The 19,756-nt window shown below is 63.5% G+C and carries 13 protein-coding genes; 1 reads left to right on the top strand and 12 read right to left on the bottom strand.

The genetic code is table 11. The features are described 5' to 3' along the window. Window positions 1-58: 58 nt before the first annotated feature. Window positions 59-1,261 carry an OpgC family protein gene (locus GEMRO_RS26555; protein WP_035484353.1) on the bottom strand — a complete coding sequence of 401 codons (1,203 nt, stop codon included), beginning with the start codon at window positions 1,259-1,261 and terminating at the stop codon, window positions 59-61. 324 nt (window positions 1,262-1,585) lie between these two features. Here GEMRO_RS26555 and GEMRO_RS33155 point away from each other — a divergent pair, with 324 nt between their 5' ends. Beyond that, window positions 1,586-2,395 (top strand): SGNH/GDSL hydrolase family protein, encoded by an 810-nt coding sequence (locus GEMRO_RS33155; RefSeq protein ID WP_084506358.1) that lies wholly within the window; start codon window positions 1,586-1,588, stop codon window positions 2,393-2,395. 158 nt (window positions 2,396-2,553) lie between these two features. On the opposite strand, the gene GEMRO_RS0100385 is transcribed toward GEMRO_RS33155, so the two are convergent. From GEMRO_RS0100385 to GEMRO_RS34540, 11 genes are all read right to left on the bottom strand, one after another. Next, a complete protein-coding gene (locus tag GEMRO_RS0100385; RefSeq protein WP_157505362.1) occupies window positions 2,554-4,200 on the bottom strand; it encodes a glycosyltransferase family protein in 1,647 nt (548 codons plus the stop codon). Between the two features lie 16 nt (window positions 4,201-4,216). Further along, complete coding sequence (locus GEMRO_RS0100380; RefSeq protein WP_240476553.1) at window positions 4,217-5,377, bottom strand: glycosyltransferase family 4 protein; 1,161 nt, start codon at window positions 5,375-5,377, stop codon at window positions 4,217-4,219. Between the two features lie 257 nt (window positions 5,378-5,634). Next, entirely contained in the window at window positions 5,635-6,252 is a 618-nt protein-coding gene (locus GEMRO_RS32170) for an NrsF family protein (protein ID WP_051328516.1), read from the bottom strand. Window positions 6,253-6,256: 4 nt separating this feature from the next. Then, the gene (locus GEMRO_RS0100370; RefSeq protein ID WP_035484350.1) at window positions 6,257-6,811 is read right to left on the bottom strand and encodes a sigma-70 family RNA polymerase sigma factor; all 555 of its coding nucleotides are present in this window, start codon (window positions 6,809-6,811) and stop codon (window positions 6,257-6,259) included. Between the two features lie 397 nt (window positions 6,812-7,208). Then, entirely contained in the window at window positions 7,209-8,522 is a 1,314-nt protein-coding gene (locus GEMRO_RS0100365) for a lipopolysaccharide biosynthesis protein (RefSeq protein ID WP_027132450.1), read from the bottom strand. 233 nt (window positions 8,523-8,755) lie between these two features. Next, the gene (locus GEMRO_RS0100360) at window positions 8,756-12,322 is read right to left on the bottom strand and encodes a DUF2341 domain-containing protein (protein WP_084506353.1); all 3,567 of its coding nucleotides are present in this window, start codon (window positions 12,320-12,322) and stop codon (window positions 8,756-8,758) included. 329 nt (window positions 12,323-12,651) lie between these two features. Further along, window positions 12,652-13,368, bottom strand: coding sequence for an HAD family hydrolase (locus tag GEMRO_RS26540; RefSeq protein WP_051328515.1), 717 nt, complete (start codon window positions 13,366-13,368; stop codon window positions 12,652-12,654). 105 nt (window positions 13,369-13,473) lie between these two features. After that, window positions 13,474-15,534 (bottom strand): PP2C family protein-serine/threonine phosphatase, encoded by a 2,061-nt coding sequence (locus tag GEMRO_RS32165; RefSeq protein ID WP_169728283.1) that lies wholly within the window; start codon window positions 15,532-15,534, stop codon window positions 13,474-13,476. A 40-nt stretch (window positions 15,535-15,574) separates the two neighbouring features. After that, window positions 15,575-16,585: an ABC transporter substrate binding protein gene (locus GEMRO_RS26530; RefSeq protein ID WP_084506349.1), complete on the bottom strand. Its 1,011-nt coding sequence runs from the start codon at window positions 16,583-16,585 to the stop codon at window positions 15,575-15,577. Then, window positions 16,582-18,753: an MFS transporter gene (locus GEMRO_RS0100335; RefSeq protein ID WP_157505360.1), complete on the bottom strand. Its 2,172-nt coding sequence runs from the start codon at window positions 18,751-18,753 to the stop codon at window positions 16,582-16,584. Before GEMRO_RS0100335 ends, GEMRO_RS26530 begins: the two co-directional genes overlap by 4 nt. 20 nt (window positions 18,754-18,773) lie before the next feature. Then, window positions 18,774-19,544, bottom strand: a complete 771-nt coding sequence (locus GEMRO_RS34540; RefSeq protein ID WP_027132447.1) for a hypothetical protein — start codon at window positions 19,542-19,544, stop codon at window positions 18,774-18,776. Window positions 19,545-19,756: the final 212 nt, after the last annotated feature.

The following is a 19,756-nucleotide window of genomic DNA, read 5'->3' as shown; positions in this document are numbered from 1 at the left end:
TCGCGACATCAAGGCACCGGGCTATCGGGTCGGCCATGAGCCGGAGCCACGGGCGTCTTCAGGATGCTCCTCGGGTGGTTGGCATTGCCGCCTGTCGCGTACCCCGCAAGTCCGCCTCGCGCAGCCAGGCAGGAATCGCAAGCGAAGCGATCGCAGTGATCGCAAGCAATGTCCTCACCGATTCGGGGAACGGACCGAGGTGTCGATCCACTGCAAGCATCGCGTAGACCACCACGACATGGAACACATAGACCTGCAACGAGTGGCGACCGATGAGCCGGAGGAACGGCAGCGAGAACAGCGACGTAAGAACTGCTGCGACTTGCCGGATCCAGTTCTCCTCGGCCCAGGGCCCGGCGATCAGAAGCCATGCAAGAAGGTATCCTGTCGCCACGAAGTTCAGCAGGTAGACAAGGCTGAACTCACCGCGATTGGTAATGGCGACGAATCGGTCCCAACTGGCTTCAGGGATCACGCCAAAAGTCCACCCAAGGCGGAACGCCATGAAAAAGCTAAAGAAGACGACTGCCGCGAGCAGCATGCTCCTGCTCGACGGGTGAAAAACTTTCTTCCAATCGATGCGATGGGTCGCGGACAACGCGCCCATCACCAAGCCGGCCATGAATACAACCTGCCAGGCGAAAACGTTGAAGTGGTTGCGCATCGCCAAGCCTGGCTCAACCTGACCGAGCAGGTGATCCAGTGCATTTCCCAGGGGCAAATGGAGCCCCAGTTGCACAGCCAGCCACAGAACAGCCGAAGCGATCGCCACCAGCATCCATCGATCGCGCAGAACGAGATACACCAGCGGAGGAGCTACCAGGAGGTAGGCGATGTACTGGGGGAGGATGTCCATATAGGTCGGTTGATGGACGAGCGTTGCCGCCGCAAGCGTCGACGCATGCCCAGGAGACGCTAGTTCTCCCAGCCAGTTGGCCCAATACGCCTCCAGCTCAGGCATCAGCCTTACTGCCAGCAGCACCACGAACAGGCACAGCAGCGCATACAGGTACAGCTCGGCGGCACGATGCCAGATGCGCACTGCCCCTGCCGCAAAGCCTTCCCGAGCCATCCTCTTTGCATACACCATGCCGATAAGCAGGCCAGACAGGAAGACGAACCCCTGCGCGTCCTCCACGAAACCTAGTTCAGCATGATTGACGTGTACCAGTGTCAACCCACCTGTAAAGTACAGGTGGTTCAGCATCATAAATACAAGGAAGTAACCTCTCAGCCCATCGAGAAGTTCAAGACGCCGCATTTCTGATCGCCTCTTTGGCCGCCACTCCGAGCCCGACTACCCTTGAGTGGCAGATACCTGGGTGCACGACCCGCGACCACCGCAGGCTGATGGTGCCTATAAAGGGACGCCTCCTTCTCGGTTCCACCCTCATTCAGCTGTGTGAACGAAGATTATATGGTCCGCCATTCATGGCACCTTGATGACGGCAGCAAAAAGGCAACTCCCCGACGAATAACTCGCGTTCTGATAGAATTTCCGGTGAAAGTTGCTCGGTCCCGCGTGTAACCGGGAATCACTCCCTCACCGGGGGCACAACTGTTTCCGCAGCCGGAGTGGATCAGGATGCGACGCTCGTCTCTTGCCTTTGCCGTATCACTGGCTTTTCTGCTCTTGTCGCCTCCCGCTCTCGGAATGCCCTCATGTGATGCGGCGTCAGGAATCTGGGGTCCATTCGCGCCAGTAACCCAGACCCTGGAACTTCTTCGTGCAGGCCAGCCAGTGACTATCGTCGCGATTGGCTCATCAAGTACCTATGGTACAGGCGCCACCAGCCCGAAGCGCAGTTACCCGTCACAGCTGGCAGAGATCCTCTCCATCCGCTATCCGAATACGCCGATCGAAGTGATCAATTCCGGGATAGGTGGGGAGACTATTTCCCGCAACCTCATGCGGTTCGAGCGGGATGTGCTGGCATACCGTCCAAACCTTGTAATCTGGCAGGTCGGAACGAACGATGCCTTCCAAGGGAGGAGCATCACCGAGGTTTACGACGACCTTCAGACAGGAATTGCCCGGATCCGGAATAGCGGTGCCGACATCGTGTTGATGGAGGCGCAGTATTTTCCAGATCGACCCGACACCGATGCTCTTCGCTCCGTGCGGGAAGCGGTACGGCAGGCAGCGAACGACGCTGACGTGGAGCTTCTGCCGCGTCATGCGTTGATGCGTCACTGGATCGAGACGGGCCGCTTCTCGCCAGCCACGATGCTCATGGCAGACCGGATCCACATGACCGACTCGAGCTATCACTGCCTTGCTGAGCGAGTCGCTGATCTCCTACCGGCAGCTGGATCGCAATTTCGTCCCATCATCAGCGCGTCGGCTGCATCGTCCAACGGAGTTGTTGCCGTGCCAGACCCGATCGTTCCTTGACTGCAGGGCTGCCACCTGGGCTCTCGCCACCCGCTGCTGTCTCTTGAGGCCTCAGGCTCCCGGATCTATCGCCGTTGAAGGCGGGGCCAACGAATCTATCGCCGTTGAAGGCGGGGCCAAAGCCGCCGCCTTCCATCGCGTTCACGCCGCCCATTGCTTCAGGAAGTCGCCGCTTCAGCTGGGGCTCGTACCGCGGGACAGCCGGCCGGATCGGCGGTCGGCTCGTTGTCCCAGGTGAAGGCCATGACCCGACTGGCCTTGGGTAGCTCGACCGGGGTCGCGCGCTGGATGATCAGGTCTGCGACCTCGTTGCTGAGCATCGGACCATGACGCCAGCGATAGATCGAGGTGATGATGATGCCACGCGGATAGCAGGCCATCAGTTCCTCGACCGATCCGGGGGTGCTGATCACCGGGCGCCCGGTCCGGGTGTCCCGGGAGAATTCAGGCGCCTCGGCCCTTCCCATGGCGCCAGCCCGCTCACCCATCCGACTGCGGCTGATCAGGACGTCATAGGAGCCTAGGAAATAGAGAGCCTCGAGCTCCGAACTGACAACCACCACATCCGAACCTGCGATCAGCGGATCAAGAATCGGTTTTGCCAGATCCCACTGGGGCGCCGGCCGCTCCGGTGGAATCGTGATGTCGGCCAGCATCAGGACGGTTCGGATCGATGCGGCGTTTGCGGCCACTAGCCAGATCACCGCCATCACGAGTGCAGCGCTGACCAAGCCTGCAACCCTGCGACCCGGCAGAAGCCGTGCAAGCACAACCCCGCTGTGATCCCGGAAGTATCGCACGGCCCGCGCCAGCACCGCGGCCAATCCCACTCCCCACACCACGAACAAGAATGGCGTTGCGTAGAAGATATAGCGCAGGTCCTTCGCGCCAGCGAAGCTGTGCAGGACGAACGCGATTCCGAACACGGTGATCGCGAAAAAGGTTATCCGCGGGTGTGCGACAAGTGCCACCACCAGAAGAACCGGGAGCAGCGTCCAGAACGTCGGGTAGTAGAGAATCATCCAGACATGATAGAAGGTCACGTCATTCGCATTGCTCTCAGCCCAGAGTGCTGTACTCCGGTAGAGTGCAAGAGCATAGCTCAACTTGCCGCTCGCTGCCGCAGCCGCCAGCGCAATCGCCGCGAGTAATATCAGCCCCGCTATGACGGCAAGACGGCGTGAAGCAGTAACTTCGGGACGAGCCAACCACGGCACGAGCAAATAGAGAACTGCCCAAAGCCCCAGAGCAGCAATGCCAATGAAGGTCGTCACCTGGAATACGATCGCAACCAGAAAAGCCGCGATCGCCAAAGCTCCGCGCACGGCCACGGGACCGACACCGCGTGGGCGAGTCACCAGGTCATAAGTCAGAAGCGAACCGACCAGGAAAGCCAGCCCGTGGATGCCATAGAAGCGCGCAAACTGAGCGATATCCACCGCGAAGGGAGATACAGCAAACAGCCCAGCGCCGATCACCGCGACCAACAGGCCGGCTTCACGGCGCATCCAGATGAAGAGCACCGTAACCATCAGCGCAATGCAGAGAACAGAGGGCAGCCTGGCCACCCATAGATGCTCTCCAAAAATGCTAAACAGCGCTGCTACAGCTCGGGTAAATGGCCATGCACGGGTATAGACGCCCTCGGCGATGGCAAAGTTGCCCGTAGCATTGTAGCCACGGGCAGCCAGCACATGATATAGTTCATCAAAATGTGGCGCCTTGTCGAGGTTGATCGCATAGAGTGCGCAACAGAACAAGAACAGGAACAGAGGGACCGCCGGTCCCGTGCGCCATGAGATCATGGGGTGGACTTTCTCGTCATGATCTTCCCCCCAGAATATCGCGATAGAGTTCCGTCAGCCGTTCCGCCTGCGTCGCCCAGTTGAAGGTCGAGACGATCGCACGACGACCATTCTCGCCCATCCGGGTGGCTTCGGCCGGGTGATGATGCAGCCACAAGGCGGCATCCTGGATGGCCTTGGGATCAGCAGGGTCAACGCAAAGGCCAACTCCATGCCCTTCGATGAGATTTTTCCAGACTGGAAAGTTCGAGGCCAGGATCGGCAAGCCTGCCGCCATGTACTCGAAGAACTTGGTCAGTTCCTTTTCCCGGTAGTGTCCGCTGTCGGGCATCACGGCCAGGCCGCAGGTCCATGGCTGCCGGTAAGCTTCCAGGATCACAGGGAAAGGCAGCTTCTCGCCGAGTCCGGTGAAGTGCAGGCGCTCGACGCCGCTGCCGGCATGGGCACGCATCTTCGCCGCCAGGTCGGTGGGCGTGATCCCGACGAGATGGATTTCACATTCCGGCAGGTCGCGGGCGAGATCGGCGTAGATGAATGCACCGCGCTCGGCATTCAGGCCGCCGGTATAGAGTAGGCGGGGCTTGGCCGGCGGTTCCGCCGGCTTTCCGGCCAGGACAGCTGAAAACTGCTCCAGGCGCGGATAGTTCAGGACGGGCACCGCTTCGGGGAAACGGCGTGCATAGTAGCGTTCGGCGATCACAGTTCGAAAGGCGCGACGAGTGACCCGCTCGACCACGTAATACCCGGACGCCACTACCCGAGCTGCCGGACCGGACAGGTAGGGCGTCTTGTCCAGAATTGACGTGTAGTAGTCTTCATGGACGTCGAACACGACGGGCTTCCCGCTCGCGCGCAACCTCAGGGCCGGAATGATCAGTTCAGGATCATGGAACTGGTAGATGTCGGCATTCTCGGCAATCGCCCGCGCGATGACCGCTCGCGTGGTATTCAGGATCCGTTCGCGACGACCTTTTGGCTTTGGAACGGTCAGGATGCGCACGCCCTTGAGCACGCGATCACCCTCATCATCCGGAACGACGAGCGCGATATCGTAACCGGCCTCGGCCAGCGACACGCATTCCTTTTCAAAGATCCGGTTGTCCAAAGCATGGTGCACCGAGGTGATGTGCACGATCTTGGGCCGGGGCGAACTCATGGCAGGGGCCGGGGCATTCATGGTCAAGCCGCTCGATGCTCCTGCATTCGACGAGGCAAGGGCTCAAGGATCGGTCCGGTGCTCGCTTGGTCGAGCGGCTGATCCGCCATACCAATCCCGCCACAGCCCATAAAGGCAGAACGCGCACCCGCCGTGACGGGTACGCGGAAGGTCGAATGACAATGCATGAAGCGGCCCGTCGCAGGTCAATTGGGTTCCCGGCGACGGAAAATGCCAGGGTCGCCCCCCGGAGCGCAAGGGATCCGGACATCGCCGGATCACCAAGCCAGCAGGCGCGGCCCCAGGGTACGCCCGAGCAGCCCCGCTATCAGCACCGCGGGGAGGTACCAGGCGGCCAGGTAGACAGGATCGTCGTTCGGGCAGTGCAACGCATAGGCGGAGGCCGAAAGGGCTCCGGCGGCCAGTCCGATCCACAGGCCGGCGTCCGACAGGTTGGTCGGTGCCTGTCGACGGGCGGCGAGAGCCAGGATGGCTAGAGCCGGCAGGGACAACAGCGGAATCGTTGTCAGACAGATCAACGTGTCGGGTCGCCAGACTGCGATGTGAGACGCAAACGCCATCTCTGCGACCGCTGCCACGCTGACGCCTGTCGCGGCGATCAGCGGCAGGAACCGGGACCATCTCAGGGCAGATCCAGGACGGAGGCTGCGTCGGAGGGCCGGTATCGACAGGGCGAACAGTCCGCCGGTGAACAAGAGCTTGGCCAGGACGTCACTGCCTCCAAGAACTGCCAGCGGCCGGATCCCCAGAAAGCCCATCGTAAGCAGCACAGCCATGACGAACCCGCCGGTCATGGCAGCAGCCAGCGACCAGCCCTCCGGCTGCTGTACGAGATTGTCACGAGCGAGCAGGTCGACGAGATCGGAAGTTCGCATCTCTTCAGCCTTCCTGCGTCCGCACCAGACGAGCCAGTCGCTTCAATCCACGGTGCACGCCTACCTTGATCGCCGATACCGACATGCCGGAGCGGCTGGCCGCATCCTGCACCGACATACCTTCCAGTTTCGTCAGCTCGATAGGTATGCGCATCTGCGGAGGAAGGGTTCGGATCAGCCGGTCGAGATCGATTGAGGCCGTGGCCTCCTGAGGGTCACCATCCGCCGGCAACTCGGCGATGTCGTCCAGATCGACCCGAATGCCCTCCGTACGACGACGGCGGATCATGTCGATCATCCGGTAGCGGGCGATCGCATAAAGCCAGGGCCCAACCGGTTCCCTGGGATCGAATGTGTGACGCTTGGCGTGTATGGCCAGCAACGTCTCCTGCACCAAGTCCTCCAGATCTGCTAAGGAGCCGGACGGCAGGCGACGACGCAGGAATGCGCGCAGCCTTTGGGCAGCCTCCGTCAGGAAGTCGCGATAGGCGGCCTGATCACCCGCAAGGGCAGCTCGCATGAGACGATCTAGTTGCTCGCTCGGATTCGTCTCTGCCATCTCCACCCTTCTCTACGTGTCGGGTGCCGGCGAAGTTACGCAGGATAGAGACCAGGGGACAGGCCACGGTTGCAGGCCGAGCCGCCGCCCAGGAGCGGCTGCGGAGTTCTTCGAAGCGGCAATTTCATGGGGATCCAGGCGTGGGTGGCGCTGCCGGACGTGAGCCGGGCCGCCAGCGCCAGGGTGGGCTTCGTCTTCCGGTCTGGGAAGATGCCTGATCGACCTCCGCCTTGTCGAACTCCACCATGAGTCGCACGTCCAGTCCCACCGCTTCTTTCATTCCAGCGATTGGACAAAGACGACCTGCAGGAGATGACCTTTAATGAAGCGGCTCCATCTGGGTCGGCCCCCACATCTTCGTCGAGGTCTAGTTCCAAAGCCGCCGCTCGGAAGCAGCTCAGTCCACCGGGACCGGAGCACCATCGCCGGCCGGCTGACCGTGCAGGATGACGTGGCGGCTGAGCAGCCAGTTCACCGCGTAGTTCAGGCTCATCGCGATGCTGTAGATTAGGAGAGTGCTGTGGGCGGAAAGCTGGAACATCCACCCAGCGAGGAATGCCAGCAGCGTAATCGCCATGTTGCCCACGTCCCACCAGAGATTCAGATCCTGCCGGCCGAACATCGCGAGGGTCTGGCCGACCGGGAAGATGACGAACTGCGCGAAGTACATGACCGCGAGGATCTGGAGCTGTTCTCCAGCTTCTCGCCAGCTCTCGCCAAACACGAGCGCGAACAGGAAAGGTGCGGGAACCGCGACCGCCGCCATCCCGAGCAGACCCATCCATCCAAGATGGAAGGTGGTGGTCTTGAAGAGCCGGAGCATGCCCGCCCGATCGTGGCGGGCCAGTTTCGGTGCTGCGCCGAGATAGGCTTGGCCGATACCCATGCCGAGCAGGCGCACCGGGGCCAGTACGACACGCTGCGCCAAACCGAATTGCCCGGCGACGACCGGGCCGTACAACGTCGCGAGAAACACTGCGGGAAGCATTTTCGCCGAGGTGTTGAGCAGGAGCGACGGCGTGAGGAGCAGCGGGAAGCGGCGATGCCGTGAGAGCGCCGCCCGGATCTGAGCTATACGGGTCGTGCGCAAGAGCCTGCGGTCATCGGCATCGAAGCTGCGCACGAAGTTCAGGACGCCAGCCGGCTGGCCGAGGGCCTGGCCGACGACGAGGCCAGAAGGTCCCTTGGTCAGAAGCCCGCTGGCCAGCTGCCATAGGACCTGGAACCCGAACTGGACGATCTTGCTCAGTCCGACGGCGCGGAACGCATGGCGTCGGACTGCCCATAGATTGGTCGCATTGTAGAGCGCCATGCCAAACGTGCCGATCGGGATCGCCCACAGGAGCGGGCGCAGCCCCGGAACATTGGCGGTCTCGATCAGGTAGTCTCCCAGGATGAAGACACTGGCGGCCACGAACAGGGTGGTGACGAAGCCTGTCAGAAGTGCCGCCAGAAACGTGGCCATGGCGTCTTCGTCCCTCTCGTCCAGCGGGATCGCTGTCTCATAGCGCAGGTTCGTGACGGCCCCGGTGATGGACACGATTGCCGTGAACACGGCGAGCACGCCGAAGTCCTCTGGCGTGTAGAGCCTGGTAAGCAGCGGCGTGACCGCAATCACCAGTGCCTGGGCGAGGAGTGTCCCGATCGTGACGGTGAGCGCGTTGCGGGCAAGCCCGCCTTTCTTGAAACGGGCAATCAGGCGGGCGTACACGGGAGATGACGGCCTTTTGTGGCGGGCGACGCAGGCCTCCTCATGCCACGACCTGACCAGGGCGGCGAGCCCAGCCTAGCAAGCCTGGGCGATCTGCCTCAGCTGCTTCTGTTGCTTCATCCTCTCTCTTGAAGGCAATCCCGTCGAGAACGACGGAGGGCCGTATCATTCAGATACGGCCCTCCAAGATGCATCGCCACTGGCAAGGTGCACCGGCTCAAAGAGTTGAGCGGTCAACCGATCTGGAGAGCGACAGGCAGGTCCATGTCGGTCCGGGTCTGGGTTCCCAGGCTTTCCGAGGAAAAGCTCCAGCCGGACCAGCTCGACCCGCTATTGACGCTGTACTCGGCATACCCGGACGGCGCGAAGTTGCGGTCCTTGAAGCCATAGGATGTGCCGCGCTGAGCAGCTCCAAACCAGTAGTTGCCGGAGCTCGCCGAGAAACGCACCAGGTAGGTCTTCCCCTTCAGCAGGCTGCGAGGCTGGGAAAAGGAGCGGAACTGCCAGGGAACCGCATTGTCGTAGCGGGTGCTGGTCACGACCTGCGAGGCCGGGATCCGCATATCCTCCAGGACCGTGTTGGCCGAAGCATCGATGAGCTGGCAGATAAGCTCCGAGGGTGACCCACCTGACTTTCGTACCCTGAACCAGACCCCATCCACGCTGCGGGTCTCATCGAGGATCGCGAACCGCTGTCGCGCCATGAGCGAGCCCCCGATTTGCTTGTCACCGCTGTCATGGGCAAAGATCCAGCCTACCCCACAGGCCATGCCGTCCGAGTAGTAGAGTTCGAAGATCGGGCAGCGATCGGTGCGCACATACCATCCACCCGAGTTATTGACCCACAGATGCGCCATGACGTCTCCGTGGAACGGTCCCATCCGGCCGGTTCCATCAGTGGGAATCGCCATCTTGGTGTGCAGCATGTTGACCGAGACCTCGTTCTTGCCGCTGGAGTCGAGCTGGACGAAGACGAGGTGGTAGATCTCCCCCGCAGTCAGCACAGGATAAGGTGCCAAAAACGAAAGCTGAGCGAACCGATCGCTGTTCAGAAGGTTGGTGACGTTGGCAGTCTTAGCCAGGACCGTATTGGTGGGAAAGCCCGTGACCGGGTCATTGGTTCGCAGCTCCACGCGGATCGTGCCGCCATTGCCGATGCTGTACCCGACATGGCCCGTCGCTGTGTCATAACGGAGGAAGTAGCGCAGCGAGGTGACCGAGCCGCTCCGCTCTGCCGCAAAGCGGAAGACTGCCGGCTTGCCGTAGCCATAGCGGGTGTTGCCCACAGCCTCGGCATGAATGGCGCAGCCGAACAGGCGGCCGCGATAGGGTTTGTCATCGGAGGTGACAGGCGGCGGCTGTGCCACGTCCACCAGAACGGTGCCGACGGAGGTCGCATTCTGTGCGTCCTGCATCGTGTAGTTGAAGCTGTCCTCGCCCACGAAGCCCGAACTCGGCATGTAGACGATCTTGCCGGAGGAGATCGTGGCAGTGCCGTTCGCGGGCGTGGTGACCTGGCCGGCAACCAAACTACGCGCCCCATTTTCGGGATCAATGTCGTCGGCCAGCACGTCGATGGTGATTGCCGTGTTCCGAGCTGTGGCTACCCGGTTGGGAATCGCCACAGGCGCCTTGTTCCCGGCTCCGAAGACGTCCTCGCCCCCCAGGCCGTAGAACGCACTCGGCCTGCGATGATTGAGATACTCCGCTTTCAGCCAGTTGGCGGGGAGTGCCTGGGACCGCAGGCGCACCTCGTCGATGGCACCCTCCCAGGAGGTCGACTGGTCGAGCGCCGCGCGGCCGATCCGGAGTGGCCCATTGCTGAAGCTGCTGGTGCCCGATCGCACCGGCGTTCCGTAGGTGGGCGCACTGACGACACCGTCGATCCAGATCTGGGGATTGGCATTCTGCTGCCAGGTCACCGTCAGATGCTGGCGGCTGGTCCGCTGGACATCGGAGGCGCTCTCGACCCTGCTGCGGCCGTTGGTCAGCTGGTGCTCGACCAGGAGAACGTTGGTGCCGCCTCCGGAGTAACCGGCTGCGTCATAGCGCAGGCAGAACCCCATGGCGTCGTCCCGCCCGGTAACAGGTCCAACCGAAAGGATCCCCAGGTCGGTACCTACGCGGGCAGGCTGCACCCAGGCCTGGATCGAGTAGGCGGAAAGTCCGTCCAGAAAGGTCGGCAAGGCACAGGTCATTTCACTGGAGGCGCCATTGAAGGCACCCGCATCGCCGACCAGGCTCGACGTTCCGACAGCCGTGGCGGCGAGGTCGCGGCCCCGTCCTGTCCGGTCCGACGTGGAGGGAAGATGATAGACGGCGAGATAGTCCTTCCATACGCCGCCCACATTCTCTTCCGAGATGGTGAGACCGGCCTTGCCGTAATAGAGGAAGATGGTGGTATCGGCAGTGGACGTAAGGCTTGGCAGCCTGACCCAGGCTCGCAGGGTGCCATTGTTGCCAGAATAGGCCTCGGCCTCATGGTCAAGCCGCGTTCCGGAAGCAGATTCGAAACGCAGGTCCAGTCCCACCAGGCTCTCCAGCCGGCCGCCGCTGGCGCCCTTGTGCTTCAGCCAGTTGCCCGCCAGTTCGACCAACATCGGAAAGTCCATGAGCGAGCCTTCGCTCAAGGAAGAACGCGGGATCACGATGCGCCGACGATAGCGATAGCCGTTGGGATAGGCCTGGGGGTCGGGGTCAGGTTGGACCTCGACCGTCACCGTCCCGGCGCTCTCGGCACTCCTGCTGTCCGAGATGCGGTAGGTGAAGCTGTCGTTGCCAAGGAAACCCGTGTTGGGCGTGTAGACCACGCGCTGCTGTGCATCGACCGAGACTTTGCCGTTCGCCGGCACGGTCACGGCGACCAACCGGATCAGGTCCTCATCGGCATCGTCGTCGTTGGCGAGGACCGGGATGGTGACGGGGGCATTGGCGTAGGTGGTGACCGCATCGGCGCGGGCAACGGGAGCGGCATTGCTGGCCTGGACCCGAACAGTCACCCTGCCGGTGGCGCTGCCCCCCTGCCCATCGGAGATCGTATAGCTGAATTCCTCCGTCCCAACGAAACCGGGCGCGGGCGTGTAGGTCAGCCGGTTCAGGCCGTCGATCGAGATGCTGCCATTGGCCGGCACTGCCAGACCAGACAATTGGAGGGGGTCGCCATTGCCGTCGCTGTCATTGGCGAGCACGGCGATCAGGACGGACTGGCCCGGCTCCGTGACCACCTGATCGTCACGGGCAAGCGGCGGCTGGTTCTGGCTGGCCACGGTGATCGAGACCTGCGCCGCATCCGAGCCGCCCGCGCCATCCGCCACCGTGTAAGTGAAGCTGTCGACCCCGGAAAATCCAGCCTCGGGCTGATAGGTCACCGACATGTCGGGATGTGCAGTGATGCTGCCATGCGCGGGCATCGAGATGCTGCTGAGATGGAGCGGATCACCGTCCGGGTCACTGTCGTTGGCGAGGATGGCCACGTTGACCATCGTCGATGGCGAGGTCACGGCAGCGTCGTCATTGGCGACCGGCTGCCTGTTGCCGAGACCGACGGTGATGGTGACGAGAGCCTGCGCCGTCCCGCCCGTGGCGTCTCCGATCGTGTAGGTGAACTGGTCGACCCCGGAGAAGCCGGCAGCAGGCGAGTAGACCAGGGTGTTGGGCTGCTGGCCCAGGGCCACCGTCCCGTTGCCGGGCGACGAGAACCCGACAAACGACAGGTTCTCACCCTCATCATTCGCGAAAGGGGCTACCGTAACCGGCTGTCCCGGCAGGGTGGCGACGTGATCCGAACGAGCAATAGGCATGGCAGTACGCTCCAGAAGCCAGACGGGCACCCCTCAATGGGACTGCAATCATACGCTTCCTCCATACCTATTATAGGATCATAATCCGGTCAACGGAAATCACACCTTCCCACACCTAGCTTCAGAGCCGGACCGGCCGAGGAACTCGCTGTGGCCGAACTGGTTGCCGCGCCCTTACCGGCAACGCGTTCTGGTTTGCAGGAACGGCCAAACCAAACAGTCGCCTCCGGCTTGGCCGCGAGAAAAGGCGCCCGCCTCAAATTCGAGCGGTGGATGAGGCTTCCAGTACCTGCTTCGGTGATGCTTCAGGAGTTACTAGATGAGGATATTCAATCGCTTGTCTCAGCAGTTGCAAGCGCGGCATGGCCAGACGGACATCCAGCCTCAGGTCCAGACGGAACATTCTCAAGCAGGTCCAGGATCCGAGGATCCCGATAATCGGCCACGGCGAGAGCCGCGCCCAGGTCCAGGATCTCCTGCCGGGACAGCACCGTCTCGATGCCGACCACAGTCAGGCCCGCCGCCACAGCGGAACGTAGTCCTGCTCGGCTGTCCTCAAAGGCGATCGTGGTCTCCGGGCGTCCGCCGAGAAGCTCGAGGCCCGTCAGGTAAGGCAGTGGATGGGGCTTCGCATCCGACAGCTCGGCGGCGCTGATGATGCCTTCAAACCGGTCCAGGATTCCTGCACCGGTCAAAACCTTCTCTGCATTGGCGAAGGGGGCATTGGTCACTACGGCCCGACGCAGGCCCATGCGCTCAGCCAGGTCCAGGAACTCGAGCACACCGGGCAGAGGCACGAGATCGGTCAGCATCTCCCGGTAGAGTGCTTCCTTGTCCTCCATCACCTGCATCCTAGCATCGGTGGGGAGATGAGGCAGGAATTCGGCGGCAATGGCGGTCGTGGCGCCGCCCAGGATGCGGCTGTCGTAGATATTCCGGTCAAACACTACGCCGAGACGGCCGAACGTAATCTCGAACGCCTGATAGTGATGATGCTCGGTATCCACCAGGGTGCCGTCAAGATCGAACAGAAGCGTGCGGATCATTGAACACTCAGTCAAAGAGAAACCCTTCGCACCATAACCGAGCAGCGGCCGCCGAGGCAGGCCCCTCGGGACAGGGTTGCCCTGCACGCAGCGAGGGTCCCGAGATCAGGCGGCCAGGGCCTGGATCCGCTTCAGCTCACGCAGTTCCAGCGCCAACATGGTGATGTCGTCCGCCTGTGCGGCTCCCGCCGTGAATGCATCCAGCCCCGCCTGAACATCCTCGACCGCCCTTCGGGGGTTGCCGGCCGGCAGGCCGGAGAGAGCGACCTCCAGCCCCTTCGTATCGAAGAACCGCTCCTGGTGATCGGCTGCTTCGGTGACCCCGTCGGTAAACAGGAACAGCAGATCGCCCTCCCTGAGCGGGATCGTGCGCTCTTCGAAGTCAACCTGGTCGGATACGCCGAGTGCTGGCCCCAGAAACTCTTCGAAGGTCGACAGGCTGCCGTCCGAGCGGCGCAGGAACGGCGGATTGTGGCCGGCATTGGCAAGACGAAGCCGACCGGTCCGAGTGTCGAGGATCGCCAGCAGCGCCGTCGCGAACATCATCTGCGGATTGTCGGACGCCAGCACGCCATTGGCGAAACGCATCGCTTCCGCCGGCCCCGCGCCTTGCAGGCACGCCGCCTTGATCAGGCTCCGCGCGATCGCGATGAACATCGCGGCAGCCACGCCTTTGCCCGAGGCGTCGCCGATCGCCACGGCGATCCTGTCGTCGTCTATCAGGTAGAAGTCGTAGAAGTCCCCGCCGACTTCCTCGGCCGGCCGCATGGCCGCATACACGTCGAACTCACGATGATTGGGGAAGGCCGGGAACTGAGCCGGAAGGGTAGAGAGCTGCAGGTCGCGCGCGATCGAAAGCTCCTGGCGGAGATGAACCAGTTCCTCCCGCTCGCGCACCGCTTCCTTCAGCCTCTCCAGATCGCGGGTCCGCTCGGCAAGCAGGCTCGAGAGTTCCCTGGACTGGGCGAGCACCCTGGCCGTCATATGTTCGAAAGCGACGGCCAGCGGCGTAGCGCCGTCGGCATCGGCGCCGGCAGCCCTGCTGCCGGCCTCGATCCGGGCCAGATCGTGCTCCATCTCGCGGCGGGCCTGACTCTCCAGGGTCGCGGCCAGTTCCTGCATTTTTTCCCGGATCAGCGCCTCCGAGCGTCGCCGCTCCCTGGAATGGCGGAAGCGGATCCGCTCCAGGTCGATCGCTCCCTCGCGCAGCACCGCCACCGCTCGCGCTATCCCTCCGATCTCGTCATTCCGTTTGGGCAGAGCTGGCGAAAGCAGGAGATTGCCGCGCGCAATGGCCTGCACCACCAGCGCCAGTTCCTCCAGAGGTTCCAGGCTGTGCCGCAGCCAGCCGTACACCAGTCCCACCACGATCAGGACGACCAGCGTGCAGCTCACGATGGTGACGCTGGTGATCAGCCACCGCTGCTCCCGTTCCGCGGTCACGTCGCGCAGCGCTATCAGCAGGGCAGCGGGCGACCCCGACATGTCGAAGGTCTGGACGCTGCGCGCCTTGTAGATCCGTCCGTCCGCATCCGGGATGACCGGGTCGATGTCACCGCTTCGATAGGCAACCTGCAGGGCTTGCCAGGGCCGCTCGTCGGTCGCGGCAATCAGATCTGAGCGGGCGGTCATCAGGTAGGCGCTGCCGCCATAGGTTTCGGCGAAGGCGAGCACGGTGGGTCCGAGCGCCCGGCTGATCGCGAGACTGCCGCCCTCCATCGACAGCACCACCGTCGGGGCAAGCTGCTCGCCGGTCTGGGGCTGGAGGCCTATCCAGATGTCCGGTCCGGCCTGCGCCTCGGGCGCCAGCCGGCGCACATCCACCAGGGCGCGATCCTCGGCGTGACCGATGCTGGTCCACATGAGCTGGCCATCCGGTCCGATCAGATCGACCCGATCGAACGGCTGCTCCTCGCTCAACGCTTCCACCCGGGCCTCAAGGAAGGAGGCGGCGGCCAGCCGGTCGCCCTGCGCGAGAGCCTGGCTGAAGGCCTGATCGTCGGCGATCTCCCGGGCCATCCGGACAAGCGAAGCCGCCTCGGCGCGAACCGTGGCCTCCCACACCTTGAGCTGCGCCGTTCTCTCGATCCGGTTGGCATCCCGCCCGATGCCATCGGCGATGATCGAGGCAGCGGTGGCCACGATTCCGGTGATCGAGACGATCACCAGGAGCAGCACCAGAACGAGACGGACCCTGAGGAGCATCCTAGACAGTCTCGGCGTAGCGGAGCAGGGACAGAGGCGGATAGAACCGCAGCCGGTTGGCGGTCTGCACGTTCACGATCAGCGAGAACCGCGCCAAAGGCTCCACCGGAATGGCCGCCGGGTCGCTGCCTTGAAGGATCTGTTCGGCCTTGAAGGCGGTGAACTGGCCCACCGCGTAGTAGCGGCTGACCAGCCCGAACAGGGCGTGCGCCTGAAGGATGTAGGGTTCGGTCGAGGTGAAGCTCGGCAGGCCCAGAGAAAGCGCGCTCTCGGTCAGGGGCAGCTTGTTGGCGTTCAGGAAACTGTCCGGCGCGATATAGAGCCATTGCGCTCCTGCCTCCGCGATCTCGCGGACCTTCTGCGGAATGGCGGAGGCGATCGGCTTGCCGGCATCGTCCAGTGGGACGGGCCGGTCGATCAACTCGAAGCCCAGCCGCTCAGCCTCCTGCCCAAGCAGCTCGACCACGGCCCGTGAGTTGCCCTCGATCGGGCTGTAGGTGACCCCCATCGACCGGAAGGGGCGGTAGGCCGTGAGCGTGGTGAGCTGTTGCCCGACGCCGGTGATGTACAGCGTCCCGGTGACACGGCGACCAGGATGCTCCAGCGACGGCACGATCCGGTTCCACACCGGCTCGGTGACGATGTTGAACACTGCCGGGATCTCGTCGGCGAGATGCACCGCCGGATCGACGGCATCGAAAGGACCGAGTGCCACCATCGCCGTGGTGGTACCCCAGAGATAGACGAGATCCGGCCGGGTTGCCTTGGCCTCGGCAACGTGCCGGCTGACCATCTCCGGATTGCGGGCGGCATCACGCAGGATCAGTTCCACCGGCACATTCCGCTCGGTGAAATAGTCCGCGAAACCCTGGCAGGCGTCTTCCCAGCCGCGCCAGGTGATCATCATGATCTTCCAGGCCTTGTCCTGGGACCGGCCAGGGGTTGCTCGCAGCATGCCGGTAGCGGCGGCACCGCCCAGCAGGCTGCGCCGGTCCAGCAGACGGTGCCTCATGGGCTTGCTTCCCGGGCTGCCGGGATCAGACCACGACCGGGGGAGAGCAGCCCCACGGCCGCCAGCAGAATGGCAGCGGCCCCGGGGATCATGCCCAACCAGAACAGCGCATCCTGCGATCCCGCGCCGGCCAGGAGCGTGGCGGCGATCATCGGTCCAAGCATGCTGCCGATCCGCTCCCCACTGCGCAGGAAGCCCAGCAGGACCGCCGAATCTCGTCGGCCATCAGGCCCTCGGCACATGGCCGGCACCGCTGCCAGCATCGGGGCGCTGCCGAGCCCATGGCCCAAACCCAGGGCTGCAACCGCGACAAGCATCCCCGCCTCGACGCCCAGGACCGGCACGAACAGCACCCCTGCCGTGGCAGCGAGCCCCATCAGCACCATCGGCAACAGATAGAGGTGGCGGCGATCGGCGAGCCAGGCCCCGGCGCGGATCGCGACCAACATGCCGATCGAGTACATCATGATGGTGCGCCCGATCGCCGGCAGGGTCACCCCGACGTCCGCAAGATAAAGGGGCGCCAGGTAGTAGACGAGGCCGTTCAGCCCGATCTTGGCCGGGATCGCGGCGAGCAGCACGATGGCGAGGAAGCGCGGCGAGCGAAGCGCCAGGGACCAGCCACGTCCACCAGCCGCCTGGGCTGCTGGTTGGTCCTTCGACTCCTCCCGCTCTTCCCGCGGCAGCACCCATCCCGCCAGCAGCGCCGAAACCAGCACCAGGCCCGCTGCGACCATGAACGTGCTGGTATAGCCCAGACGGTCGGCCAGTACGGCCCCGATCGCCATGCCGCAGATTGTTCCGGTCACCACCGCCAGAACAAAGACCGCGAGACTCCCTGCTTGCCGCCCTTCTGCCGCCACACGCACCAAATGATGCTGGCAGGCGATCGTCACCAGCGCGTAGCCGATCGCGGCGATGACACGGGCGACGATCAGCATCGTGAGGCCATCGGCCAGCCCTGCCAGGATATGCCCGAGAATCGCCGGAACGGCGCCTGCCAGGAAGACCCGCCGACTGCCGATGCGCCCGACCCACCATCCACCGAAGGGGGTTGCGATGGCGACGGCAGCCACGAAGGCCGAGAGTGGCAGCCCGATCGCGATAGCCGGCCCCAGCCAGGGCAGCGGCGTATAGAGGGTCCTGGCATAGAGCGGCATGAACGATGTCGGCAGTTGCTCCGCGAAGACGAAAATGAACAGGGGCGTACGTGCCATGACCGCGTTCGGCAGAGCGGTGAGCCGTCCGAGCCCATCGGGTGCGAACGACAGTCCACGGCCGAGCTCGGCAAGCTCCCGAGCGATCCGCTCACCGGTGGCACGGCCTTCCCTGGCCACCTCCTCCGCCTTCCACATCACACGCCCATAGGCTTCGTTCACCGTACGCACCGCGAGATTGAACGCACCCAGGAGCTGGCGGCTCTCGTCGGCTCCCACCACGGGCACGGACCTGGTCCACCGGCCCTCCATCAGTTCCCGGGTCGCCCTGCCCAACAGTTCCAACGGGGCCACCGCGGAGCGGGCCAGCAGGAAGATCAGGATTTCATAGGTCGCCAGCACGGAGACCAGCAGCACGATCCAGACATCCCAGCGGACGTCGCTGATCTGCATCTCATAGACGCTGCTCGAAGAGCCGACATGCAGCACCAGCGGCTCCTGGTTCGGGACCATGATCGGCCAGGCCGTGTCACGGATTTCGGCTAACGTCGTGCTGACGGCTCGCAATGACAGATCCTGCTCCGTTCCATCTTGGCTGGGCAGGACGATCTGATCCGGACGTGCAATCAGGCCGGCTCCAAGCAGGGCCTCAAAGGATGGGAGCTCCGGTCCGATGCCGTGCAGCATCACCGAATCGGCATCGACCAGCGCCACGTAGCCAAGGCTTGGAAGCTGACGTCGGAATTCCTCAAGGAAGGGTTCGACCCCAACGAGTTCCTTGGGTGGTATCCCCAGCTCGACTGCCCGTTCGACCGTGGCCGCTATCGAGCTGGAGACCGCCTCGGCCTCTCGATCCATGAGCGGCAGAAGTTCCCGGTTGAATGCGTCGAGCGCCCGGTTTGCGACATAAAGCGTCGAAAGCACCAGCACCGCGACCACCAGGAAGACCAGGGCAATGCTTTCGCCACCGCTGGTGCTGTTATGTCGTTCGCCGGACAGGGCGCTGGCCACCTGGTTGCGTGTCGAGACCCTCACGGGAGATCTGCCCGTTCGATGTGGCGCTCCGTGCGCGCCAGGCGGTCGAGGGTCTCGCTGATGACGCTGGCGACAGGGTCCGGTGCACCCCCGCTCGTCGACGATCGATCCGCCGATCCGTCGATGGCGCTCATCACCGCTACCGTGCTCGCCCGCATGCGCCTGCGGGTCCGGTGCATGACCATCGCCACGCCCAGGATCAGCACGACCGCCGCCGGCACGCTCGCCTCGAGGATGGCCTGGCCGAGAATGACCCGGATGGCGAGCATGGTCTGCTCGATGCCGCTCTCGCTGTAGCCAACCGCAAGCCCACCCACCGGACGATCGAACAGGTTCACAAGGGGTACCACGATGACCGGCACGTCCAGTCGCACGGGCTGTGCAACCTGCCCCGGCTCAAGGCGGCTTGCCTCCTGCCATGCCGCTGGAACGGGCTGGTCCACCGCCGCCGTCCGGTCTGTGGTGTAGAGCCGGCGCCCCTTGTCATCGAAGATCACGATCCACTCGATCAGCCGGTCGATGGTACGGCGGCGGTCGATCAGTGGCTGCAGGGAGCGGAGCGCATTGAGCGGCAGCCCGATCCGCATGCCGTCCTGGATGGTGGAGGCGAGATCGCGGGTCAGGAACTCGAAACGCGCCTGCTCCTTCTGGCGGACTACCTTTTCGAACTTGAGCAGATTGAGCGTTGCAGAGAGGGCGAGACTGGCCAGGACAATCACGAAGGCAGTCAGCGCCAGGCGCCCGACCAGGGATGTTCCGGATAACATCAGCCTCTCCGCCGTCCGCTCAAACCGACATCCCGACGAAGTTGCCGCTAAGACCCGGCCGCAAATGCCTACGTTGCGGCCGGAGCACAATGCGACCGCATTGGGGCGGATGGACAGCGGAAACCATACTGGCTACCTGTCCCTCGCTTCAAGCAGCCGTGCATCCGAACGGTCGGGGCCAGCTGCGAAAACTGTGTCTCCTGGCAGACGGA

Source organism: Geminicoccus roseus DSM 18922, from assembly GCF_000427665.1.
Lineage (GTDB): Bacteria > Pseudomonadota > Alphaproteobacteria > Geminicoccales > Geminicoccaceae > Geminicoccus > Geminicoccus roseus.
Note: the sequence above shows the minus strand (reverse complement) of the source record. Positions and strands in the feature narration are given on the sequence as shown.